The 21,287-nt window shown below is 43.8% G+C and carries 27 protein-coding genes and 1 tRNA gene; 20 read left to right on the top strand and 8 right to left on the bottom strand.

Going from position 1 to position 21,287, the window contains the following annotated elements:
• The first annotated feature begins 1 nt into the window (after position 1).
• Complete coding sequence (locus tag AC4PM4_RS21645) at positions 2-1,033, top strand: FecCD family ABC transporter permease (protein ID WP_024631187.1); 1,032 nt, start codon at positions 2-4, stop codon at positions 1,031-1,033.
• A gap of 44 nt (positions 1,034-1,077) precedes the next feature.
• Positions 1,078-2,793: an ABC transporter ATP-binding protein gene (locus AC4PM4_RS21640; RefSeq protein WP_063565539.1), complete on the top strand. Its 1,716-nt coding sequence runs from the start codon at positions 1,078-1,080 to the stop codon at positions 2,791-2,793.
• A gap of 156 nt (positions 2,794-2,949) precedes the next feature.
• Here the strand turns inward: AC4PM4_RS21640 and AC4PM4_RS21635 are convergent, their stop codons facing one another.
• Both AC4PM4_RS21635 and AC4PM4_RS21630 read right to left on the bottom strand, forming a co-directional pair.
• Positions 2,950-4,746 carry a helix-turn-helix domain-containing protein gene (locus AC4PM4_RS21635; protein WP_491614526.1) on the bottom strand — a complete coding sequence of 599 codons (1,797 nt, stop codon included), beginning with the start codon at positions 4,744-4,746 and terminating at the stop codon, positions 2,950-2,952.
• A 216-nt stretch (positions 4,747-4,962) separates the two neighbouring features.
• Positions 4,963-5,958 carry an ABC transporter substrate-binding protein gene (locus AC4PM4_RS21630; RefSeq protein ID WP_072735378.1) on the bottom strand — a complete coding sequence of 332 codons (996 nt, stop codon included), beginning with the start codon at positions 5,956-5,958 and terminating at the stop codon, positions 4,963-4,965.
• A 587-nt stretch (positions 5,959-6,545) separates the two neighbouring features.
• Here AC4PM4_RS21630 and AC4PM4_RS21625 point away from each other — a divergent pair.
• Entirely contained in the window at positions 6,546-6,746 is a 201-nt protein-coding gene (locus AC4PM4_RS21625) for a DUF6809 family protein (RefSeq protein ID WP_491614525.1), read from the top strand.
• A gap of 69 nt (positions 6,747-6,815) precedes the next feature.
• Positions 6,816-7,814, top strand: a complete 999-nt coding sequence (locus AC4PM4_RS21620; RefSeq protein WP_491614524.1) for a VanZ family protein — start codon at positions 6,816-6,818, stop codon at positions 7,812-7,814.
• A gap of 110 nt (positions 7,815-7,924) precedes the next feature.
• Here AC4PM4_RS21620 and AC4PM4_RS21615 read toward each other — a convergent pair whose 3' ends face one another.
• On the bottom strand, positions 7,925-8,827 hold the full coding sequence (locus AC4PM4_RS21615) for a manganese catalase family protein (RefSeq protein ID WP_491614523.1): 903 nt from the start codon (positions 8,825-8,827) through the stop codon (positions 7,925-7,927).
• Positions 8,828-9,056: 229 nt separating this feature from the next.
• Here AC4PM4_RS21615 and AC4PM4_RS21610 point away from each other — a divergent pair, with 229 nt between their 5' ends.
• The 4 genes from AC4PM4_RS21610 to AC4PM4_RS21595 all read left to right on the top strand — a co-directional run bounded on the left by AC4PM4_RS21610 (position 9,057) and on the right by AC4PM4_RS21595 (position 10,385).
• Positions 9,057-9,353 carry a hypothetical protein gene (locus tag AC4PM4_RS21610; protein ID WP_491614522.1) on the top strand — a complete coding sequence of 99 codons (297 nt, stop codon included), beginning with the start codon at positions 9,057-9,059 and terminating at the stop codon, positions 9,351-9,353.
• Between the two features lie 54 nt (positions 9,354-9,407).
• Positions 9,408-9,728, top strand: a complete 321-nt coding sequence (locus AC4PM4_RS21605) for a DUF3889 domain-containing protein (RefSeq protein WP_064636525.1) — start codon at positions 9,408-9,410, stop codon at positions 9,726-9,728.
• Positions 9,729-9,897: 169 nt separating this feature from the next.
• Positions 9,898-10,110, top strand: a complete 213-nt coding sequence (locus AC4PM4_RS21600) for a hypothetical protein (RefSeq protein ID WP_064636528.1) — start codon at positions 9,898-9,900, stop codon at positions 10,108-10,110.
• Positions 10,104-10,385 (top strand): hypothetical protein, encoded by a 282-nt coding sequence (locus tag AC4PM4_RS21595; protein WP_063565552.1) that lies wholly within the window; start codon positions 10,104-10,106, stop codon positions 10,383-10,385. The genes AC4PM4_RS21600 and AC4PM4_RS21595 overlap by 7 nt, the downstream gene beginning before the upstream one ends.
• 60 nt (positions 10,386-10,445) lie before the next feature.
• Here AC4PM4_RS21595 and AC4PM4_RS21590 read toward each other — a convergent pair whose 3' ends face one another.
• From AC4PM4_RS21590 to AC4PM4_RS21580, 3 genes are all read right to left on the bottom strand, one after another.
• Positions 10,446-10,682, bottom strand: a complete 237-nt coding sequence (locus AC4PM4_RS21590; protein ID WP_063565553.1) for a DUF3892 domain-containing protein — start codon at positions 10,680-10,682, stop codon at positions 10,446-10,448.
• 110 nt (positions 10,683-10,792) lie between these two features.
• The gene (locus tag AC4PM4_RS21585; protein ID WP_063565750.1) at positions 10,793-11,236 is read right to left on the bottom strand and encodes a GNAT family N-acetyltransferase; all 444 of its coding nucleotides are present in this window, start codon (positions 11,234-11,236) and stop codon (positions 10,793-10,795) included.
• Between the two features lie 236 nt (positions 11,237-11,472).
• A complete protein-coding gene (locus tag AC4PM4_RS21580) occupies positions 11,473-11,718 on the bottom strand; it encodes a hypothetical protein (RefSeq protein WP_143806511.1) in 246 nt (81 codons plus the stop codon).
• A 153-nt stretch (positions 11,719-11,871) separates the two neighbouring features.
• Here AC4PM4_RS21580 and AC4PM4_RS21575 point away from each other — a divergent pair.
• Together AC4PM4_RS21575 and AC4PM4_RS21570 are read left to right on the top strand one after the other, a co-directional pair.
• Positions 11,872-11,944 (top strand) — tRNA-Val (locus AC4PM4_RS21575).
• A gap of 651 nt (positions 11,945-12,595) precedes the next feature.
• Positions 12,596-12,976, top strand: coding sequence for a hypothetical protein (locus tag AC4PM4_RS21570; protein ID WP_063565555.1), 381 nt, complete (start codon positions 12,596-12,598; stop codon positions 12,974-12,976).
• A gap of 142 nt (positions 12,977-13,118) precedes the next feature.
• Here the strand turns inward: AC4PM4_RS21570 and AC4PM4_RS21565 are convergent, their stop codons facing one another.
• Positions 13,119-13,454 carry a winged helix-turn-helix transcriptional regulator gene (locus tag AC4PM4_RS21565; protein WP_063565556.1) on the bottom strand — a complete coding sequence of 112 codons (336 nt, stop codon included), beginning with the start codon at positions 13,452-13,454 and terminating at the stop codon, positions 13,119-13,121.
• Between the two features lie 127 nt (positions 13,455-13,581).
• Between AC4PM4_RS21565 and AC4PM4_RS21560 the strand changes: the two genes are divergently transcribed.
• From AC4PM4_RS21560 to AC4PM4_RS21550, 3 genes are all read left to right on the top strand, one after another.
• On the top strand, positions 13,582-14,778 hold the full coding sequence (locus tag AC4PM4_RS21560; protein WP_090951661.1) for an NADH-dependent flavin oxidoreductase: 1,197 nt from the start codon (positions 13,582-13,584) through the stop codon (positions 14,776-14,778).
• Positions 14,779-14,999: 221 nt separating this feature from the next.
• Entirely contained in the window at positions 15,000-15,419 is a 420-nt protein-coding gene (locus AC4PM4_RS21555; protein WP_064636540.1) for an organic hydroperoxide resistance protein, read from the top strand.
• 237 nt (positions 15,420-15,656) lie between these two features.
• A complete protein-coding gene (locus AC4PM4_RS21550; RefSeq protein WP_491614520.1) occupies positions 15,657-16,217 on the top strand; it encodes a YdhK family protein in 561 nt (186 codons plus the stop codon).
• 165 nt (positions 16,218-16,382) lie between these two features.
• On the opposite strand, the gene AC4PM4_RS21545 is transcribed toward AC4PM4_RS21550, so the two are convergent.
• On the bottom strand, positions 16,383-17,063 hold the full coding sequence (locus AC4PM4_RS21545; RefSeq protein ID WP_491614519.1) for an SDR family NAD(P)-dependent oxidoreductase: 681 nt from the start codon (positions 17,061-17,063) through the stop codon (positions 16,383-16,385).
• Between the two features lie 196 nt (positions 17,064-17,259).
• Here AC4PM4_RS21545 and AC4PM4_RS21540 point away from each other — a divergent pair, with 196 nt between their 5' ends.
• The 7 genes from AC4PM4_RS21540 (at position 17,260) to AC4PM4_RS21510 (ending at position 21,143) form a co-directional block, all read left to right on the top strand.
• On the top strand, positions 17,260-17,847 hold the full coding sequence (locus AC4PM4_RS21540) for a TetR/AcrR family transcriptional regulator (protein ID WP_072735370.1): 588 nt from the start codon (positions 17,260-17,262) through the stop codon (positions 17,845-17,847).
• 68 nt (positions 17,848-17,915) lie between these two features.
• Positions 17,916-18,095 carry a hypothetical protein gene (locus AC4PM4_RS21535; RefSeq protein ID WP_064636548.1) on the top strand — a complete coding sequence of 60 codons (180 nt, stop codon included), beginning with the start codon at positions 17,916-17,918 and terminating at the stop codon, positions 18,093-18,095.
• A 189-nt stretch (positions 18,096-18,284) separates the two neighbouring features.
• Complete coding sequence (locus AC4PM4_RS21530) at positions 18,285-18,899, top strand: TetR/AcrR family transcriptional regulator (RefSeq protein ID WP_491614518.1); 615 nt, start codon at positions 18,285-18,287, stop codon at positions 18,897-18,899.
• Between the two features lie 6 nt (positions 18,900-18,905).
• A complete protein-coding gene (locus AC4PM4_RS21525) occupies positions 18,906-19,646 on the top strand; it encodes an SDR family oxidoreductase (RefSeq protein ID WP_090810779.1) in 741 nt (246 codons plus the stop codon).
• Positions 19,647-19,747: 101 nt separating this feature from the next.
• Positions 19,748-19,945: a hypothetical protein gene (locus AC4PM4_RS21520; protein ID WP_072735367.1), complete on the top strand. Its 198-nt coding sequence runs from the start codon at positions 19,748-19,750 to the stop codon at positions 19,943-19,945.
• 228 nt (positions 19,946-20,173) lie between these two features.
• Entirely contained in the window at positions 20,174-20,728 is a 555-nt protein-coding gene (locus AC4PM4_RS21515) for a stalk domain-containing protein (protein ID WP_063565565.1), read from the top strand.
• 97 nt (positions 20,729-20,825) lie between these two features.
• The gene (locus AC4PM4_RS21510; protein WP_063565566.1) at positions 20,826-21,143 is read left to right on the top strand and encodes a DUF1292 domain-containing protein; all 318 of its coding nucleotides are present in this window, start codon (positions 20,826-20,828) and stop codon (positions 21,141-21,143) included.
• Positions 21,144-21,287 lie beyond the last annotated feature (144 nt).

Below are 21,287 nucleotides of genomic sequence, written 5' to 3'. Positions count from 1 at the left end.
GATGGAATCCTCAACTCTGGTTGGAGCAGAACGCAAAAAGAGAACAAAAAGCACCATTGTCATGATTGTGCTTGGTGCGTTGATTATTACAGCTTTTATTATCAGTATGAATACAGGATTCACTCGGCTTTCTCCACTTGAGGTGATGCGGACCCTGTTTGGCGGTGGGACAGCTAAGCAGGAACTGATCTTGTTTGAATTCCGTTTGCCGCGTATCGTCATTTCGGTTCTGGTCGGTGCGGGACTTGCGCTATCCGGTTGTATTCTGCAGGGGGTATCCCGAAATCCTCTGGCTGATCCAGGGATTCTCGGTATCAACGCTGGGGCCGGATTGGTTGTGATGTTGTTTGTTTCCTTCTTCCCGACAACGACGGCGGCTCCGGTATTTTTGCTGCCAATCCTGGCCCTGATCGGGGCAACTTTTGCTGCATTTCTGATTTATGTGCTCTCTTACAAAAAGGGAGAGGGGCTCATGCCTACGCGCATGTTGCTTACAGGGATTGGGGTAGCGGCAGGAATCAGCTCAGCCATGATCGTGTTAACACTTCGGCTTAGTCCGGAGAAGTATCAATTTGTGGCCACCTGGATGGCAGGTAGCATCTGGGGTTCCAACTGGAAATTCGTAACGGCGCTGCTGCCGTTTCTCATTGTTCTTGTGCCGCTTGTTCTGTATAAAGCCCGTGTGCTCAATGTACTGAACCTTGGTGACCAAACAGCAAGTGGTCTCGGCGCACCGGTGGAACGCGAAAGACTGATCCTGCTGGCTGCAGCCGTGGGACTGGCAGGATCATGCGTATCCGTCAGTGGCGGTATTGGTTTTGTGGGTCTGATTGGTCCACATTTGGCACGTCGTCTCGTGGGACCAAAACATCAGTTCCTTTTGCCTGCATCCGCACTGGTCGGATCATTGCTTGTGCTTGTTGCAGATACGCTGGGACGCGTAATCTTGCAGCCTTCAGAGATTCCGGCAGGTATTCTGGTTGCCATCATTGGTGCCCCGTACTTCCTGTATCTCTTGAGCAAAACGAAATAGAAAGCAATCATATTGTATGGTTGCTATAAGGAGGACTTCAGTCCATGCTTCGCCGTTTCTTTGCCTATTATAGGCCTTACAAAAAGCTGTTCATTCTGGACTTTAGCTGCGCGATTTTCGTAGCTCTGCTGGAACTGGCCTTCCCGCTGGCAGTTAATAGAGTCGTGGATGACCTTTTGCCAGGGGGACGCTGGGACTGGATATTATGGGCATGTCTTGCGCTGCTCGCGATCTATCTATTAAACTCGTTCCTCAACTTTGTTGTTACATACTGGGGACATAAGCTTGGTATTAATATCGAGACCGATATGCGTAAGGCACTTTTCAATCATGTACAGAAGTTATCATTCCGTTTCTTTGACAATACCAAAACCGGACACCTGGTCTCTCGTATGACCAATGACCTGATGGATATCGGCGAGATTGCCCATCATGGTCCGGAGGATGTATTTATCGCAGTAATGACGTTGATCGGTGCATTCAGCATCATGATGAGCATTAACGGAAATCTGGCCGTGTTAACATTTATTATCGTGCCGCTCATTATTTATCTTTCCTTGTATTTTGGCAGCAAGATGTCCAAGGCATTTAGCCGAATGTTCGGGGATATAGCGGATTTCAACGCACGTGTAGAAAACAATGTAAGTGGTATTCGCGTGGTTCAGGCTTTTGCGAATGAAGAGCATGAAAAAGCACAATTCGCTGTAAACAACAGCCGTTTCCGTCAGACCAAACTGATCGCGTACAGAATCATGGCCTGGAACTCTTCCATCAGTTACATGCTGATGAAGCTGGTATCCCTCTTTGTACTGGTATGCGGCACATGGTTTGTCATTCAAGGCAGTATGAGCTATGGTCAATTTATTGCATTTATTATGCTGTCCAATGTGTTTCTTACACCCATTCAGAAGATCAACTCCGTTATTGAGACGTATCCAAAAGGGATTGCTGGTTTCAAACGTTATACGGAATTGCTCGATATGGAGCCGGACGTTGAAGATCGACCGGGTGCCACTACGGTATCTCATCTGCGTGGAGATATCCGATATGAGCAGGTGACCTTTGGCTATTCGGATCAGGAGCCTGTTCTGAAAGGGATTGATCTGAATATTCACGCTGGTGAAACAGTGGCCCTTGTTGGACCATCGGGTGCAGGGAAAACAACGCTGTGCAGTCTGCTGCCTCGTTTCTATGATGTGCTGGAAGGTCGCATCACGATCGATGGTCAGGAGATTCAAGACATGACGCTGGATTCATTGCGCAGTCAGATCGGAATTGTTCAGCAGGACGTGTTCCTGTTCGATGGAACCGTTCGTGAGAATATTGCGTATGGCAAGCTGGATGCAACAGAAGAAGAAATCTGGATGGCAGCTCGTCGTGCACAGATGGAAACACTGATCACATCCATGCCGGAAGGAATGGACACGTTAATTGGTGAACGCGGTGTGAAACTGTCCGGCGGACAGAAACAGCGTTTGTCCATTGCACGTATGTTCCTGAAGAATCCTCCGATTCTAATTTTGGACGAAGCTACATCTGCATTGGATACTGAGACAGAAGCAGCGATCCAGCAATCCCTTGCGGAATTGTCCGAAGGACGGACTACCCTGGTTATTGCCCACAGATTGGCTACGATCAAAAATGCGGATCGCATTATTGTTGTTGCCGAGCAAGGGATTACTGAGCAGGGCAGACACGAAGAATTGCTTGAAGCAGGTGGAGTATACAGTCGTCTGCATTATGCACAGTTCGGTGCCTGAACGTAACAGAGAGTTTGTGAACGTATTATAAGAGAGCTGTATAAGGAGTAAAAAAATAACGCCTTCGTCTACTCATGATCCTGAGTAAGCGAAGGCGTCTTTTCTACTTTTTAATATCACGTTGTGCCAGATGGCAAGAGAAGTGAATCACGCAAACTAAGTCAGCGGATGGTTTAAAATACGTGGCATGACTTTGAGCAAACGATCTCTTGTGATCGGGTCATCGAAGTTCCATTTGGCATTAGTGGTATACGTGTGTGCACGAACAGAGGCGGGTAGCTCGTCCCAGCTGGTCTGATTGAGAAGTTGTCGCAGATGGGCGTCATGACGACGGTTGCTGGAGGTTAATACGAACAGGCGGTCACCTGCATAGTCGGCCACTTCATGCTTCTGAATTTTGAGAAAACGAACATCGTTCTTCATCAGGGAAGCCACGGTATCGGGAGGGCTGAACCCAAGGGGATGATAGAGTGTCAGTGGGAACCCCTGAACCCCCATCACATACCACTCTCCATCCAGCTCAAGCAGCACGCTTGCTGTTTCTCCCGTGCCTGTACTTCCGCCAAGGCGTCTCCACATATGTTCGTGTTTTTCTTCATAGTGGGCAATCCACTGTTCCGCTTTCTGCTCTTCACCCACATGTTTGGCAATACAGCGCAGTTGCTCGGCTGTATTGCTTGCCGGATTGATGGTCAATGTGGGCGCCACCTGCTCAAGCAATTCTCTCATCACGTCCGAACGGTGCTCATAGACAATAAGGTCAGGTTCCAGACCAGCGATAGCGGAAGCATTGTTGATTACACCCACATCTTCAATGTGCTGCAGTTGGTTCCGGTACACGACTTGATGACGGATAATGGTGAGTTCTGCGCCAACGGGCCGAATTCCCAGTGTCAGCATGTGTCCGACCATACTGCCCATCGTGACAATTTTGGGAGAGTGTGTTGTCGGTTTAGACTGCACAGGGTTAACAGCAACGGGTAGAATTGATGGAAAGGATGAAACAAGTGCATTAGTTGCATTAGGTGCATTCTCTGAGTCGGATGGTGCCAGTGAGGGGGAAGCGGACGATATGTTTTCCGAGTCAGGTGAAGTTCGGGATACGTTCCAAGTGGATAAGAAATTCCTGTCGCTTCGATGCTGACGAACATATTGTTTGGGTGAAAACCCCGTCATCTGGCTGAATCGCCGATTGAAATAGTACTCATCGCTGAACCCTACGCTGCGAGCGATCTCACGTAAAGGATCATCTGTGCGCATCAGCAGGGTCATGGCCTGTTCGATTCGTAACCAGGTAATATAGTCCAGCGGCTTATACCCCGTTATGCTCTGGAATCGTGAACTATATTGTGAGCGTCCCATACTGGCCTGAGTTGCAAGCTGTTCAACTGTAATTGATTCTGTGTAATGCCGCCCAATGTATTGAATGGTGGCGCGCACCGATTCGTCTGGATGAGTACTTTTGCGAACAGTTTGAGCATTTTCCAGCAGAAGCACGATCATTTCCTGTAAAATAATCTGTTGTCTGAACTGTTGCATCTCATCTGATGCGTTTTCCCCAAATCCAACATGTTGTTCAAGCAAATGAACATATTGAGAGAACGGACGAATAGGTATAGGCTGTCCGTAAGGAAAAAGACGGTCCAAGGCAGATGCCGGTTCCTTGCTACCTCTGGCAAACACGTCAAAAGAGATATAGATTCCGTCTAACTGTCCATCACCGGTTAATTGAATCTGACTCTGGGGATGCAGGAGCATGGTGGTTCCTTTTTTGACGGGTACAGGGATGTCCTGTACATATAAAGTTCCTTTTCCCGAAGTAAACGAGAGCAGGGAATGCTTTTCAAGAACGGAGGAGATGCTCGGTGTCAGCAGTTTGCTGAGCAAATGGGATCGCGAGTTGGCATAGGATAGGGACAGAAGATCCGGAGTATTCTGGGTAGGTCGTCTCAACACGGAATCCTCTTTTCATAGCATATTTATTGAGAATAGTTATCAATTATAGTTGATTGTATATAAAGGAGCACTTTTTTTCAATGGCAAATAACCGGAGGCTCCTGTGTGTCAGGAACTGCACCGGTCATGAGTGGAGGGCAGTAGCCCTACAGATAATGCTTCTCTAGCAAAATGGTTTATCCTGAAGATCCTAACGCTTCGTGAATTGATGTGTTATTTTCCTAGTATGGAAGGCAGTTCGTCCATCAGTCGTTCTTTGGTAATCGGATCATCAAAGTTCCACTTGGTATTAAGATAGTAGACTTTATTGTTTTTAACAGCCGGGATGGACTTCCAGATGTCGGTCGTCATGATGGAGTCACTGTTATTTCGCTCTTCCTCTGATAGATCCGTGAGGACAAACAAGTATTCACCTGCATATTCCGGCAGCAGCTCGCTGGAGATGTTGGCAAAACGTTCATTTTTATCAATCAAGGATTCTTTAACTTTGGGAGCAGGGGTGAATTGCAATGTATCATACACAGTTTCGGCAAGTGCGCTGTTGCCCATCACGTACATATCTTTGCCAAGCTGGAGAAAGACGGATGCGGTTACACCTGTGGGCAAATCAAGCTGATTTCGTACTTGCTCGGATTGCTCTGCATAGGTTTTAATCCATTCCTCGGCTGCTTGCTCTTTCCCTAGAATGTCACCGAAGACTTTCACACGTTCATTGGTTGATAGACGGTCATAGGTTACTGTCGGAGCAATCTTCGATAACAAAGTATATTGGTTCTCTTCATAATAACTGCCGCCAGCATCCAGTAGGATCAGATCAGGACTTAATGAAGTGATTTTCTCCAGATCGCCTTGCAAGTCGCCTACATCTTCAATCCCATCCAGCAATTCGGGATAAGCGATCTGATCACCAATGATGCCTAGGGCTGCACCTACTGGTTTAACATCCAGGGCAAGCAAATCTCCCAGATCACTGCCTGTGAAAATAATACGTTTCGCGTTGACCGGAATCTCTACCGTGTGGCCCAGGGAGTCGGTGTAACTCTTGGTTTCACTTTGTTCGGACTGCGCTCGAGTTGAGGTGGTCGATTCACCTGATTCTGCTTCAGCGGTCGTAGTGGGTGGTTCTGCTTTGCTGCCACAGGCAGATAGCAGTGCACCAATCAGGGTAATCATGAGTATAAGGGTACCGAGCTTACGTGTTGCGTTCATCGTTATGGTTCCTCCCGCATAGGTTACTTATTGGATAATGATAATCATTATCAATTTAGTTCGAATGTGATCAGTTTATCGAAAGCGGGTTGCCAGCACAATGGACAAACAGGCGGAAATCCTTTGTACAAAAATATGGGGAATTTGAAGGAGAGGAGACAAAAGCAATGTTGTACATTTTCATAACCTGGCTAATATTGATTTTAATGTTGATTATACTGGCTAAAGGCATCCAAAAGAATTCCAAGGATAGAGAGGGATCTGGTAAACTTTGGGGCGGATGGTTAATCGGACTTTTTATTTTAGGTAGCGTACCTTTGGGGTATGCATTATATACGGAGTTACGAGGGGGATATATAGGAGCCAACATCGGGCTAGGACTGGCTTTGTTTTTTACCTGGGCATACTGTGCTCTCTTGTTATGTGTGGAATTAATTGTATGGGGGAGGTACTGGTATAAGCAATACGGGAAGAAGTGATTTTATGGAAGTGATGTTCACGCTAGCAGGGCATCTGCTCTTTGCAACTTTACCCATAACGGGAACGTTAATATGAGGAACAGTAAGTTCAATGAAGGAGAATTACATATGTTCCAACGTTGGAACGTTTATATATCCTTGTTGATCTGGGAGAGAAATCGATTGAGCGAGGGAGAATTCCGTGGGCTAGAACAGTTGTTTGACTTGTGTGGTCAATGTGATGGTATGCATAGCGAAGCTTCATTTGTTCAGGGATTTCGACTGGGGGCCAACATGCTGATCGAAGTGATGAGTCATGAGTCAACGTGAGTCCTGCAAATTGTAGTGTAGGAATGATTTGATGATGTAGAAGTTTATTGAAAAAAAGAAGGTGTGATTTTGATTTTGTATCAAGGAAAGTCAAGAAAATTCATCATTGTATTGTTATCGTTGTATACTTGTTTAACATTGTATTTCTTATTCCTGGGCTTCGATAGAAGCTCGGCCAGTCCTGATCAGGGCTGGCGATACAGCTTCACCCCTGAAGGAATTCCTTTACATTTTCCAATGGGGAGAGATTTTAAGATATGGTTTTTTGAAATGGGGAACTTTGTAGCATTCATCCCCTTCGGGATGGTCATTCCGCTCCTCTTTCGCTGTGGGTTTATTCGCTTTATCAGCATATTCATTCTCTGCATTACGATGTTAGAGACATTGCAAATGATTTCCCGTTTAGGTGCGTTTGATATAGACGATATCCTGATTAATACTTTAGGGGCTGCCGTTGGATATGGAGCACAGCGGATAGTAAAGCATCATCGGAATACATTAAAAGGACTTATTCGAATCTTCCTGACAGCGATTATTTTTTCAATAGGTACGATCACTGTTGTTGGCGGCCTCAATCATTATTTAGATAACGTTGACGGAAAAAGTGTTGCACTGAATGAACTTGTTTCGAGCGATGGGGCTGTAGTATGGGATGAAGAACTCTCCAGTTTTACAGTAGGACAAGCAAATGTCGAGCCTCAAATCAATCTGTACAGTAGAGAAAAACAAAAAACGAATGAGTTTTCATATCTCTTAAATAAAAAATACAAAAATATGAAAGGTTATTTCGCTATACCGGACGATGTTGTCCGAAGAACAAGCCATGAGCTTATTACAATAAACTTTATTGCCGATGGCACAAAAATCTATTCTTTGGTTGTATCGGCGAACAGCGGAGAGAACCATCCTGACTCTTTTCAAACTCCGTTAAAGGGAGTTAATGAACTGACTATAAAAGTAATAACCCATGGTTCAAATCTGATGACCAATATAGTGATGTGGGACATTGCATTGACAGAGCCAAACACAGGGCAAAAGTTCATCAACAGCATTAAATCCATGTTTTAATATATCAATAATAGCCCTCGATCCTGCCACTGAAGCAGCAAGATCCGAGGGCTTAATCCATTTTCATGCCATATCAACAACAACTAATACATCCACTACATAATGCTACCTTAATCCGCAATATTTCCCGCCATCTTCAGACGACGTGCAATTTCCTGGAACTCTTCCTGCGAAATGCCTGGGGCGAATTCTTCTTCCACCGCAGGAGCTTCAGGAATCGGGTACCCTTCAGGTACGCCTTGAATGACTTCCAGCGGTTGTCCATCTTCGGGGTGTGTTCCTTTCCAGATCTGACTGATTGCAGTAAAGTCTTTATCACTATAGGTATACAGCTTGGTGTGTAGACCTTTTTCTTCGTATTTCCACGCCTCGTTAAAGGATTTGTTGCTCAGGGAGGGAATCGGCACCAATTTGGTTACATTCACTCCGGTTGCGATTTCAAGCGCTTTAGCATAAGCGACTACATGCACACCGCCGCGTACCAGCAAATAGCCAACAACTGCCCGGGCTGCAGGGTGATCGGTCATTTCATAAACTTTCATTTTATGTGTACGTGCTCCGCATTCAAGAAAAAAGTTATGCAGCAGATCTTCGACCAGATTTCCACTGTTAAAAACATGGGCGCCTGTCCATGGATTGCCCATGGAGTCGAAAGGCATTGCTCCCTGTGCGCCAGCCAGGAAATGATAGGACAGACGCGCATCCTTCACGGAACCAAGTGGTGTATCGTCAGGCTCTTTGTAATCAGTGGAACCTCTGAGGCATTTGTTAATGCCATGAGACACAAGCTCTACATGACCCAATTCTTCGGCGGTGATACTCATCACCAGATCGTAGAAGGGTTTCAATTTTTCTTTGGAGCGAAAATTAAAGGATTGATAGAGGTAGTTGTTCAACGTTGACATCTCTCCGAATTTACCACCCAGCAATTCTTGTATCGCTGCCGCTGCATTCGGGTCCGGTCTCTCGACATTAGGGATTTCAATTGCGATTTCATCCATACGTTTGAACATTCGGTGTAACCTCCTCGAAATGATTGCTCAGAATAATGAAGTGATGCTGTCATGGCCTATTACACGTTTATCGAATACGCTAAACCCATAATTTTGCAATTGAGGCTTAAGGCGCATGTAGTTAAGTCTACATTTGTTATTTCCAATCCCGTGTTATTTATGTACAATCAGGACGAATGAAGTTAAGTATGGTTGTCATTATCTGATTTAAATGAAGGAGAAACTGAGAGTGCGCAAAAGTTGGATTATGGTAGGATGGGGTATCCTGCTGCTTGTCGTTTTTGGATGTAGCGATGTTACGGCAGCATATGCAGATTTTCCGAGTGAGTTGGATCAACAAAGAAAAGATGAGCTTATAGAAAAGTACGGTTTGGAAAAGCCGGAAGATCCACCACCGCGTAATCTTTTATTGGAGGGTGACTGGGGGATAAGCTTCAAATCACCAATCGAACGGTATAAGATGGCGATCAGTACGATTCAATCGCTCCAGCAACCGATTACGTTTATCCTTCGTCTACTGGTGTAAAATAAACTTCTACAGGGCAGGCTAACGTAAACATTGTCCCGAGGAGTGAATGATATGAGAATGCTCATCGTAGCCCTGATGACGGTGATACTAAGTTTAAGTGGACTAGCAACAAGTTCAGCAACTGCAATTCCGGATTATGCGAAGTGGGGAATCATTGCAGTGAAAGAAACACAAACCAAGTACAACGTGGATATTTTGGATTACAAACACATCGGTCGCACCTCACTAACAGCAGACCAATCCCGTGAACAGTTCAAGTTATGGGTACGTAACAAAGACGGAAAACAATTTGCTGTATTTGTGAATGTTGATTTTAATCCGTCTACCCAGCAGCTGAAAAAAGTACAATTCACGGAATCGGATCGACGTTGAACTGAACATGCACTGCATAGCAAGGCAGGATAGGAACCAGACTTCCCTATGAGAGGGAGTGAGTCTGGTTTTTTTATTTCAAAAAAATCCTTTTTTTAGTTGTTGAATAAAGAACTTATGTTCGCATATAATAATAAAACAAACACATGTTCTTATTGGAGGGATGATTATGCTAGGGAAATATATTGGTCAGATGGTGGAGCTCGTCTACATGGATCGTGCAGGGCATATTACACAGCGGCAGATTCGAATCAACAGTGTACGGGAAGGTAAGATTAGAGCATCCGCAGGGAAAGAAGGGGCACCCCGAACATTTCTTGAACAAGGTATTCTTGCATGGCGTCCCGTACTCCATAAGGAAGGGAAGGAAGAAATATGCTGAATGATTTTGAACGCAAAATTTTGCGTATTATTGTTAATTATGCGGGGCAGCGTCGTCGAGTACCACGAATGGATGAGCTGGAGAATAAGACGGGCAGAACCAAGGCGTTCATTCATGAGTCACTGCTGGAGCTTGAGCGCAGGCAGCATATTGTGTGGGAGAACAAGTCTACGCTGGAAGGCATACTAATTCTGCAAGCATGGGAGCAGGAATCTCAGCCCATTCGCAAAAGCCAGCCTGCTGGCGATGCCGTGAAATATTTTACCGAATATTAAAACGTAAAAAACGCCAACCCGGAATGCCGGATTGGCGCCATGTTAATCAGCATACATCTATTAGAAGATAGGAAGTTGATCAAGGTTATTGGTTGGGTCGCCGTCTGCGTCACCGCGAATGTACATTTCGCCGTCTTTGCCTTTAAAGACATTCACACCTGCAATTGATCCTGCTTTTACTTCTGCCAGTGCTTGTTGGTAATCCAGCACACGTCCGGATGAAGTTTGAAACGCCGTCAGATCGCCGTCACCATTTTTTTGTACTGCTGTGAAGCTTTCGCGTGTCGTTTGATCCATGATGTCACACTCTCCTTATCTGACCAAATAGGAATCTGGTTACCTCTTTAGCCTGTCCGGATCAAAAAAAAGTATGCACAACATAGCTTCATATCGCACGCTGAGGTTATTTACAGGCTCTTTTGCATACGAACGTGCAGAATATCTGCATCATAAAAAGGCTCTTCCGAGATCACTTCATATCCGAGCTTCTCATAGAACTTCTGCGCCTGGCATTGTGCGTCCAAAACAGAGTAGGCCAATCCCAATTCGCGTGCTCGTTCTTCCATGGCTAACAGAAGCACACGTCCGTAACCGAACGAACGATGAGATTTGAGTACAGCGATACGCTGCATTTTGGCGGTATCCTTGGTGTAATAGATCAGACGCCCTGTGGCTACAGCCTGTCCATCTTTACTCAACAATACGTGATGCACATCAGGACTGATGATATCATATTGATCGATCTCAATGTCAGCAGGCACCTGCTGCTCGATTACAAAAACATGATTGCGAATATCCAATGCTTCCTGGAGTTGTTCTTCAGTCGTTACATAACTAATCTCAGCTGCCAATTCCATACCTTCTTTCTGCTCTACGCTATCAGACTGAATTATACAAAAAAATGCTTTTCCTGTATAGTTAAGACTGGAACATACTGGGAGAGGAGGGGCGCACCATGGGTATGGCAGGAGTGATGGCAATCACCCTTTTGATGGCGGCAGGAATGATTGCTTTGTTGTATTATGTGACTAAGAAGGCGTACTCCAAAAAGTGGGACGAAGACGAGTGAAATGCAATTTGATGTTCCTCAGGGTAAGACTTCAACATTGCCTTGTGGGGAGTAAACGTCATGCACAACAGACTTGGAATACACATCCAGCCAAACGGGCAGATCATCATTCACCTCATGGGGCTCTTTTAACTGTTGGAATTGTACTGTATGTTCATCTCGTTCCAAACTACAACCGACAGAAACGTATATTAATGCAACAAGCGCAATCAAACAGGCTAAGTTTTTGGCTATGATAAATAAACGCAGCTTACGTTCTTTCATGTTCCTCATATGGAAGTCACCTCGTCATCAAAATGGTAATCATTCCTTTATTGTGCACCAATTCGAATAAAATATTACCAATATAACAATTGACAATGAACACGGTTACTTGTTATGATACTGTTACTTGATTGGAAAACAATCAGATATCATGATCTGTTAGCTCAGCTGGGAGAGCACTATCTTGACAGGGTAGGGGTCAGTGGTTCGAGCCCACTACAGATCATACGCGAGAAGCCTTGCAGAGCAAGGCTTCTTTTCCTTATAGAAGAAACTACACTATAATTTTGTGTTCATTAAAGAGAAATGGTTAATTTTTGGTCAAGATCATGTTATTTTGCTAAGTATCTCGTTAATTAAATTGCTTTCTACAAGTTCTGTTATTGATCATCGTTAAAAAAATGCCAACGTCACATTAACTGTGAGTTGGTATTTTTTACGTTAACCGAAAAGAACAGTGTTTAACTTTTCAGCTGTTTCTTTTGCATGCGTATGTCGGATTCCGTGAAATTTAATTATTGGAATGTTCCAACAGCAGCCAAAAGTATTTAATCACTTGGCAGAAATAATTATAAATCGACTATTTGCCGTCAAAAGCCTCCATAATGAGAAAATAACTGCTTATGATGCAGCGATCCAGCACCGGCAGAATTAAAATGAACAATTGCAGAACTACCGGCGTTCTGATTATATATAAAAAGTTTTCTCACTGTGTAACATTCCCTGATTGTAAGTGTTCATTTATATATAGGGAAATTAAAATTACAAACAAAGTTTTGAGTACTTTCACAAGTAAAGATCAGGGTGCATTTTCAAGCAGACCAAAAATAACTTGAATAAAACAGCACTAATCATTCAACTATAGGAGGATATTCTTATGAGAACAAAATCACTAAAATTCATTACAGTTGGTGTGATTTTTGCTTTAGGGATTGGAATAGGTGTCTATGGATGGGGAGCTGCATCTGCTAATACTAGTCCCTCTGAAGATCAAATGGAAGTAAAAATCAATGATAAAGGTGAAACATATGGTTCATTTGTTTATCATGATGGAAAAGAAATAGATTTAGTTAAGGCTATAGGTGTAAACGGAACGGAAGGTTACATCAAGACTTCAGATATGAATCAAGATTTGCCACAAACTCCCGAAGAAGCAATTCAGAGTATGAATGAACCAAAAGTCGATAAGTATATAAACTTATACGATAGCAACGAGAATATTATCGGAAAATTTCTACTTGAGAGTTCAGAAGATTAAAACTAAACTACACTACTCCCCCAAAAGATGCTCTCCATAATGATTGCGAGCACTTTAAAATCCCAACAAGTAAATTATGTTCACGTACTGCTCCACTTGTAGTATTCTACTGAAAATATACATATAGCTTGCAGCAGTTTGACTAATTCTTCTGCAAATCAGCAAGATTCTGTCTACCCCAATCGCAGAGAATTTCCAGCACAGGCATCAGCGTTAATCCTTCACGAGACAAAGAGTATTCTACTTTTGGCGGTAATTGTGGGTACTCTGTACGGATAATTAATTGGTCGGCTTCTAGTTCCTTCAGTTGAGAGCTTAGCATTTTATGCGTAATTCCATCCAAAGCTCTTTTCAGTTCTCCATATCGCAATGTTTCTTTTTTCCATAACCAAAATAAGATATGCATTTTCCATTTTCCACCGATCAACGACATGGCATGTGAAAATGGTTTAACGTTTACTTCCTCAGCAATTTCCATATTCCACTCTCCTTTTAGTTAGTATCTACCTTTTAAGTGCATACTATACTCTTTTTTCACCCTACTATACAATAACTCATGAAACAGAGACAAGGGTGGACACGCCTAATAAAAGGAGAGAATATATATGGAAAATAGTAATCGTAATTTCTTGCAGCCTTATACATTTGCGAATGGTTTTACGTTGAAAAATAGAGTGGTCATGGCGCCAATGACAACAATGTCCAGTTTCTTCGATGGTTCCATCACCAATGATGAAGTCGATTATTATGCCGAACGGGCTGGAGGCCCTGGAATGATCATTACAGGTGTTGCGTACGTAACCGATGGGGGAAAAGGCTTCGAAGGTGAGCTCTCCATCGCAAGTGATTCTACAATCAAAGGACTGTCCAAAATTGCAAGAGCCATTCAGAAAGACGGAACGAAAGCCATTGTGCAAATCTTTCATGCAGGGCGCAAAACGAACTCCAAAACGCTAAGAGGTGTACAACCCACCAGTGCGAGTGCAATCGCTGCCGCTCATCCAATCGGCTCGGAGACGCCGCGTGAATTGACTCCTGAGGAAATCGAAAACATTATTAAGGACTTCGGCAGAGCAACCTTACGAGCCATTCAAGCTGGTTTTGACGGGGTAGAGCTTCACGGGGCGAACACATATCTATTGCAGCAATTTTTCTCCGTCAATTCCAATCAACGGTCCGATCAGTGGGGTGGCAGTTTTGAAAATCGTATGCGATTTCCGCTGGCAGTCATTCAGGAGGTTGCATCGGTGATCGATGCTCATGCGGATAAACCCTTTATCCTCGGTTACCGGATTTCACCGGAAGAAATTCATATGCCGGGCATTCAGCTCGAAGACTCCTTGGCGTTTGCCCAGGCTCTGACAGACACTCGGGTTGATTACATTCATCTGTCGATGGGAAGTTACAAACGAACATCTTTAAACCACCCCGATGACAAAGAGCCAATCTTAACTAAATTCGTCCGGGTTTTGGATCACAAAAAACCTCTGATTGGCATCGGATCGATTGAGCGGCCGGAAGACGCGGAAGAGGTCATCAACGCCGGGGCAACTTTGGCTGCACTCGGACGGGAATTGATTCGTGAGCCAAAATGGGTACAGAAGGTGAAAGCAGGTGACCTTGGCAGCATTCGTTACCAAATATCCCCGTCGGATATGGATGAGTTGCGCATTCCATTGGCGATGCAGACTTATCTGGAAGGTTCGTTTCGGGAGGTCATGCACTTTACTACCGACAGTCAGGAAGGGACTGACTACCAGAATTCACTTGCACCGATGGAGGGCTTTGAGAAGAAAATGTAAAAGCTAAACTATATTAGGTAGATTCAACTTTTGGATCAGTGATAGATATTTATCAATTACGGAGCAACCATTTCCTGCTATTACAAGAGGGAATGGTTGTTTTTAATTTTATAATAATGATTTACAAACACAATTAAATTGTGTACAATCTAATTGTTAGCAAAACAAAAGAGACATCATCTTTACAAAATAAAATCTAAATTACAGAGGAGCCAATACTCATGAAAACATTATATGAAACTACAGTTATCAATACAGGTGGACGTCAAGGGATTGTGCAATCGCCAGATAACGTATTTATGCTTGATGTCGCTGCCCCACCTGAACTGGGAGGCAAAGTGACGACAGCTACGAATCCAGAGCAATTGTTTGCAGCAGGCTACAGTGCTTGCTTTAATTCAGCGCTGGAATTTCAATTAAAGAAACACAAAGTCGAAATTGAGAGAAGCACAGTATCGGCTACGGTTATGCTTGTGACGGACCCTACGGATAATGGTGTGAAACTGGAAGTGGAACTTGAAGTTAAAATTGAGGGTTTGGATGAGGAGACAGCACAGAAATTTGTAAAACTTGCTCATGACTACTGCCCATATTCCAAAGGAATCAAAGGGAACGTCAATGTTACCGTGGGACTAGCCTAATTATTGAGCTGAGTCGATCGAACGGTTTCGTTTCGGACTTCATGTTGAAGTCTGAAGCATGTATCTAAAATAATTTCTAAAAACTGAAGGCCTCCGAGAAATCGGAGGTTTTTTTGATATGCTCTTTAATTCTGTAGCGATAACCAATAATAGATAAAGAAATCAATTACGATTGAAATATACCCATATGGGGTATATTATGAGAGTAGAAATCGAAAGTTCAAAGGAGTGCAACTCATGAAAAAGTATGCAATGATATTGCTGACTACGGTGATCACGGGCAGTCTGATGTTAAGTGGATGTGGCAAGAATGCTGAGCAGGATAACAGCAGTAGTGACAGTCATGCAGCGAGCACAGGAGAGATGCACCACTCGGATTCGGGAGAATTACCGGAAGGACTTCAGGAAAAGAAAAATCCTACATATCCAGTGGGCAGCCATGTCGTGTTGAGTACGGACCATATGGCCGGAATGAAGGGTGCAGAAGCAACAATTGTGGGAGCCTATGAGACAACAGCGTATACAGTCTCGTATACACCAACTACAGGGGGAGACACTGTGAAAAATCATAAATGGGTCATTCAAGAGGAAATTCAGGACCATACGGATCAACCGGATGCAGCAGGAGCAGAGGTTGTGCTGAACGCTGACCACATGCCAGGAATGAAAGGTGCTAAGGCAACGATTGACTCCGCTGAGCAAACGACGGTATATATGGTTGATTATACCCCGACCACAGGCGGAGATCCGGTGAAGAATCATAAATGGGTCACGGAAGAAGAATTGTCTGCTAAATGAGAGAGCTTGAAGTAAGTGCCTGAAGTAATAGTTGTTAAGCCACACATCCATGCGAATAACTTGTGTTAGTCATTATGTGATTACCAAAACCACCCTCCTCACTTTTTAAGTGAAAAGGGTGGTTTTATATATAACAACGCAAAACTATCTTTTGAAAATCTCCAGTTACCATACAATCGTTTCTGGAGTAACACCAACCGGGAATGTTTCCTCAGCTTTATCTTTCTCCACATACATATCATACCAAGCGTCAGCAATGTATTTAGGGTCTGTTGGTGTATCCGGCTTGATGAATACACCCAAGGAGAGGTGACCCACATAAATGCCTTTCGGAGCGAGGTCCGTATGCAGATTGTTGGCATAGTTTCGTAATCCGCCCAAAGCAATCCCAACGTTACCCATCATCGGATTTGGATATATAGCGGAAAGCCCAGTGGTGAACAGAATCGCTCCAGTCTGACGTTCCAGCATAGCTGGTAATACCTGTTGCACACTATGAATTGCACCAAGTACCAGACCCTGGAACTGATCCAGTGCATTATCCGCAGTAACATTCATGGCAGGTGTCGGAGGGAACTGTCCAACGGTTGGACTGAATTCGAGCACATCAATAAAACCGTACTTCTCTTTGATTTGGTCAAAAGCTTGTGTCAATTGTTCCGGGTTATATAGATCGGCTGCGAAGCCGGATGCTTCAATACCTTCTGATTTTAACTGGGCTGCCAGGTTATCGAGTTTGTCTTGGTTTCGTGATACCAAAGCGACCTGAAATCCGTTTTGTCCAAATTTCTGTCCTATAGCCATCCCGAGTCCGAGGCCTGCGCCAACAATGACGATGGTTTTCATATCATGTTTCTCCTTTTCATTCTTATATTGTAAATAGTAGACTAGACAACTAAAGTAATGTAAACAACGCTTGTTGTTAAGCATGCTATACTAATCCAATCAGGCTTACAATCAGCAAAAATGCAGAATCGTTGCGTAGACAACAGTTCCTATATTTTTGTTGCGAACATTATGCAAAAGGCGAGGAGACATTCGAATGACGATCAAAAATAACCAAGATCCTCGTGTCATACGGACACGTCAGCTCCTGCAGGATGCGTTCCTATCCCTACTGCAGCATCAGGACTTTGATTCTCTGACCGTGGGGGATATTACCGAAAAAGCTACGGTGAATCGAGCCACATTTTATGCACACTTCACCGATAAATTTGCCATTCTGGATTCGACCGTTACGTATTCATTCATGGAGAAATTGAATGATCGAATGGATCAGGGTGATACATTTAATGAAGAAGTTTTGAGAAAAATATTAACAGCCCTGTGTGAATTTCATGCTGAAGTCAGTACTCGCTGCGAACGAAGTTACAGGTCACTGGGAACCGTACTGGAACTTCAAATTAGAGAAAAAATCCAGATTATTATTTTGCAACTGTTGAATCGTCAGAAAACCTCCACACCGGGGCAGAACTCTCGTAAAGAGACAGCAGCAGTTCTGTTAAGTTGGGGGATGTATGGCGCGGCTTATCAATGGAACCTGCAGGGTCGGAACGTGCCTATGGAACAATGGATTAATGACACGCTTCCTCTACTGTTGTATGGAAATAGCATCTTTTTTGAAAATTAATAAATTTATGCTTATTTATGGGTTATAATGGAACCATAAGATTAAAGCTGCTGGAAAGGGGAATGTATATGATGGACTTTAGCAAGCCGCCCCATGCCTCAGAATCACATACACACAAACAGCGCCATGAAGAAAATGAACAACAGCTTTTAGCCGGAGGGAAAAGCATTTGGTGGGAAATTAGCAACTGGCTAATTCTCGCTGGGATTCTTGCGGTAATCTTCGTATTGTTTAAGTTCGTTTTCTAGAAAAAAGAGAAACATTAAAACTTTGGATAAGGGCCATATTAAATGGGCTCTTTTTTTCTTTACGCTCTTACATATAAATCATCAAGCGAATAACAAATGACAAAAATAAATATTTGTCATTTGTTATTCGCTGTGTTAATCTAATTTCAACGGAGGTGACTTGAGGATGGTGTAACCATCTTAATCATTATGGAAAAGGACAAAACTTCTGAATTTTTAACCAAGGAACAAATTATTGGAGCAACGCAGGAAACTCTCCGGCGCTTCGGTGTTGCCAAAACATCTGTTACGGATGTCGCTAAATTGCTTGGAGTTAGTCACGGTACGATTTACAGGCACTATAAAAGCAAGAAAGAATTACTTGAAGGCGTGACCGCACAATGGCTCGAAGATGAGATTATTGCGCCTTTGACGGCAATAACTAAGGATCAGAGTTATAACGGAGAGGGAACACGTCATCTGAAAGTATATATAGAAGCATTAATTGCTCGTAAACGTCATTATGCCGAATCCGATGCAGAGTTGTTTGAGATGTACGCACGGGTAACTCAGGAATCCGCAGATATTATCAATAAACATGTGCAACATCTTGTACGTCATTTGAGTGAGATCATCCAACAGGAGAACCAGTTCCAATTTAACAACCCAGACGTGGTTGCAACGGCGATCCTTCAAGCTACAGCTCGTTTTCATCATCCGGCACATGCCTATGAATGGAAGAACCCTACAATTGATGCAGAACTTGCACAGGTATGGTTGTTGATAGAAAAGGGATTATTACATTTTGAACAAGAGAGGGAGTAATCGTAAATGAAAAAGCTAACAGGTAAAGTAGCCATTGTAACTGGCTCATCCCGGGGGATCGGACGTGCTATAGCAGAGCAACTCGCTGAATTGGGCGCGGATGTCGTCATTAACTACGCGAGCAGCCCCGACAAAGCAGAGCAGGTGGCAGATATTGCTCGCCAAAAAGGAGTCCGTGCCATTACCGTTCAGGCTGACCTTGCCCGAAAGGAAGATGTGGAACGTTTATTTTCCGAAACGATTAGCCAGCTTGGAAAAGTTGATATTCTGATCAACAATGCAGGCATCATGAAGACAACGCCTTTGGTAGATGTGACGGAGGAAGAATTCGATCAGCAGTTTGCCATCAATGTGAAAGGTACATTTTTTGCTTGTCAGCAAGCATTGAAACACATGGAGGAGCAGGGCCGAATTGTTAACTTCTCCACTTCTGTAACCGGACAGATGTTTCCGGGATACAGCGTGTACGCAGGTACCAAAGGAGCAGTTGAACAGATTACTCGTCAGCTTGCAAAAGAATTTGGCTCCAGACAAATCACTATTAATGCTGTTGCACCAGGCCCGGTGAATACCGAGTTGTTTTCTGTAGGGAAGACGGAGCAACAGCTCGAAGGGCTACGTAAAATGAATGCATTTGGTCGTCTAGGTGAACCGGAGGACATTGCAAATGTGATCTCTTTCCTTGTCAGTGAAGAGTCGCAATGGGTTACAGGACAGACGCTGCGTGCAAACGGCGGTTTCATTTAAACGATATCATGCACGAAGTTTATTGCTTTTGACACACAACCGGGCGAATCCCCATATGATGCATTACATCAGCAAGCAATTGGGGAAATGGGGAATCCGGGATGGCAAAAGCAAAGGGAAAAAAGGCTCCCGCGTTAAAGAGTGACAAACTTCGTGTATCCATGAAATTGGTTACTTCGGATGTATGTGAGCGTTGCAAGACCCCCTGTACACGAGGAATGGATTATGCAGCACGGATGCGAACCGATGGAGCTGTAGGCAAGGGCGTACCTTGTATATTGACTCGTCATACTTCGTAGTCCGCTTCATAATAAGTTTGACCTACAAGAAGTTCGTATAATTACGTATTGCCAACAACTATACTATAGGGGCGTCCTTTAACAGGGAACGCCTCTTTTTGATCGTTCCAAGGGGTGGAAAATATTCTGGATAAAAAATGAAAAATGATGAAAAACAGCGCAACTTTGTGGATGAACCTGCAGTATAAATGTACAACAGCTAGCAGCAGGGGAGGGAATATTGACGGAATGAAATGGAAAAGAATTTTGCTGTGTGTCACGGTATTCTCCTTGCTCGGCGGGTCTTTATTGTTTGCAGATTCAGTGAACGAGAAGATTCGGGTTCTCATTAACGGCAAGGAAGCAGCTGACGGTGGTTATCTGATTGACGGAACGACCTATGTACCTGTAAGAGAAGCGGGCGGAATCGCCAGATGGGATACCACAAACAAGAGAGTAACGGTTATCAAACCGAATGTACATATTTTTCTCTTCAAGGGAGATACCGTGTTTGGCAACGTGAACGTGGGTAAGTTGAAATTTAATGTGTTCTCACAAGTCGACAGTTTGACAACAGATATAGCTGCCGTGAAGGTGACGATTACCAATCCAAGTGGTGAGGTTAAGGATATTCAGTCTCAGGAGCTTAAGACACAGAAGGATAACTTCTGGTTCCGAACGTACGATTTTACGTATGATTTCAGCCGAGCTGGCAAGTATCAAGTCGGTTTTTATATTAAAGAAAATGCAAACAGTAATTATGTACTGGCAGCCGAGAAAATCATTACCGCGCTGAACGATTGAAGCAAAAATAACCTTGTCGGTTAAATTGACCTGGACCATTGAACATGTTACGATATGCAAGGTTACACAATTTCTATTTATAAAGCGAGGTATATCAATGAGCGATCACACACATGAACACGGCGATGCCTGCGGATGCGGTCAAGACCACGACCACGACCACGAGCATGAAGAAGTTCTTCTGACACTGACAGACGAGAACGGAAATGACGTGGAGATGGTTTTGGTGGAGACGTTTGACGTGGAGAAGCATGTTTATGCGCTCCTGCTGGAACGTAACAATCCTGAAGCTGACGGCATCATTCTGCGTATGGAAGAAGAAGACGAGGAAATGGTGCTCTACAATATTGAAGACGAAGAAGAGTGGACCCGTGTTGAAGCGGCGTACAACGAACTCGTTGCAAGCCAAGAATAGTCATCCTTTTGGAATAAAGCAAGAAGGCTCCTTAATTGTAGGGGGCCTTTTGTTTGCTTTTTATTAGGTGTATATGCTGTTTTTTCTTGCGATAAGGATAGTGGAATAGGTGGAAAAATGCAAACGATACAGCGATCATAAGCC

This window comes from Paenibacillus sp. MDV22-iso6 (assembly GCF_058408365.1).
Note: the sequence above shows the minus strand (reverse complement) of the source record. Positions and strands in the feature narration are given on the sequence as shown.

Excerpts from the sequence above, each read along its gene's own strand:
- AC4PM4_RS21645 (WP_024631187.1), top strand. The coding sequence starts at position 2 with ATGGAATCCTCAACTCTGGTTGGAGCAGAACGCAAAAAGAGAACAAAA.
- AC4PM4_RS21640 (WP_063565539.1), top strand. The coding sequence starts at position 1,078 with ATGCTTCGCCGTTTCTTTGCCTATTATAGGCCTTACAAAAAGCTGTTC.
- AC4PM4_RS21630 (WP_072735378.1), bottom strand. The coding sequence starts at position 5,958 with ATGAACGCAACACGTAAGCTCGGTACCCTTATACTCATGATTACCCTG.
- AC4PM4_RS21625 (WP_491614525.1), top strand. The coding sequence starts at position 6,546 with ATGTTCCAACGTTGGAACGTTTATATATCCTTGTTGATCTGGGAGAGA.
- AC4PM4_RS21615 (WP_491614523.1), bottom strand. The coding sequence starts at position 8,827 with ATGTTCAAACGTATGGATGAAATCGCAATTGAAATCCCTAATGTCGAG.
- AC4PM4_RS21605 (WP_064636525.1), top strand. The coding sequence starts at position 9,408 with ATGAGAATGCTCATCGTAGCCCTGATGACGGTGATACTAAGTTTAAGT.
- AC4PM4_RS21600 (WP_064636528.1), top strand. The coding sequence starts at position 9,898 with ATGCTAGGGAAATATATTGGTCAGATGGTGGAGCTCGTCTACATGGAT.
- AC4PM4_RS21595 (WP_063565552.1), top strand. The coding sequence starts at position 10,104 with ATGCTGAATGATTTTGAACGCAAAATTTTGCGTATTATTGTTAATTAT.
- AC4PM4_RS21590 (WP_063565553.1), bottom strand. The coding sequence starts at position 10,682 with ATGGATCAAACGACACGCGAAAGCTTCACAGCAGTACAAAAAAATGGT.
- AC4PM4_RS21580 (WP_143806511.1), bottom strand. The coding sequence starts at position 11,718 with ATGAAAGAACGTAAGCTGCGTTTATTTATCATAGCCAAAAACTTAGCC.
- AC4PM4_RS21570 (WP_063565555.1), top strand. The coding sequence starts at position 12,596 with ATGAGAACAAAATCACTAAAATTCATTACAGTTGGTGTGATTTTTGCT.
- AC4PM4_RS21565 (WP_063565556.1), bottom strand. The coding sequence starts at position 13,454 with ATGGAAATTGCTGAGGAAGTAAACGTTAAACCATTTTCACATGCCATG.
- AC4PM4_RS21560 (WP_090951661.1), top strand. The coding sequence starts at position 13,582 with ATGGAAAATAGTAATCGTAATTTCTTGCAGCCTTATACATTTGCGAAT.
- AC4PM4_RS21555 (WP_064636540.1), top strand. The coding sequence starts at position 15,000 with ATGAAAACATTATATGAAACTACAGTTATCAATACAGGTGGACGTCAA.
- AC4PM4_RS21550 (WP_491614520.1), top strand. The coding sequence starts at position 15,657 with ATGAAAAAGTATGCAATGATATTGCTGACTACGGTGATCACGGGCAGT.
- AC4PM4_RS21545 (WP_491614519.1), bottom strand. The coding sequence starts at position 17,063 with ATGAAAACCATCGTCATTGTTGGCGCAGGCCTCGGACTCGGGATGGCT.
- AC4PM4_RS21540 (WP_072735370.1), top strand. The coding sequence starts at position 17,260 with ATGACGATCAAAAATAACCAAGATCCTCGTGTCATACGGACACGTCAG.
- AC4PM4_RS21535 (WP_064636548.1), top strand. The coding sequence starts at position 17,916 with ATGATGGACTTTAGCAAGCCGCCCCATGCCTCAGAATCACATACACAC.
- AC4PM4_RS21530 (WP_491614518.1), top strand. The coding sequence starts at position 18,285 with ATGGAAAAGGACAAAACTTCTGAATTTTTAACCAAGGAACAAATTATT.
- AC4PM4_RS21525 (WP_090810779.1), top strand. The coding sequence starts at position 18,906 with ATGAAAAAGCTAACAGGTAAAGTAGCCATTGTAACTGGCTCATCCCGG.
- AC4PM4_RS21520 (WP_072735367.1), top strand. The coding sequence starts at position 19,748 with ATGGCAAAAGCAAAGGGAAAAAAGGCTCCCGCGTTAAAGAGTGACAAA.
- AC4PM4_RS21515 (WP_063565565.1), top strand. The coding sequence starts at position 20,174 with ATGAAATGGAAAAGAATTTTGCTGTGTGTCACGGTATTCTCCTTGCTC.
- AC4PM4_RS21510 (WP_063565566.1), top strand. The coding sequence starts at position 20,826 with ATGAGCGATCACACACATGAACACGGCGATGCCTGCGGATGCGGTCAA.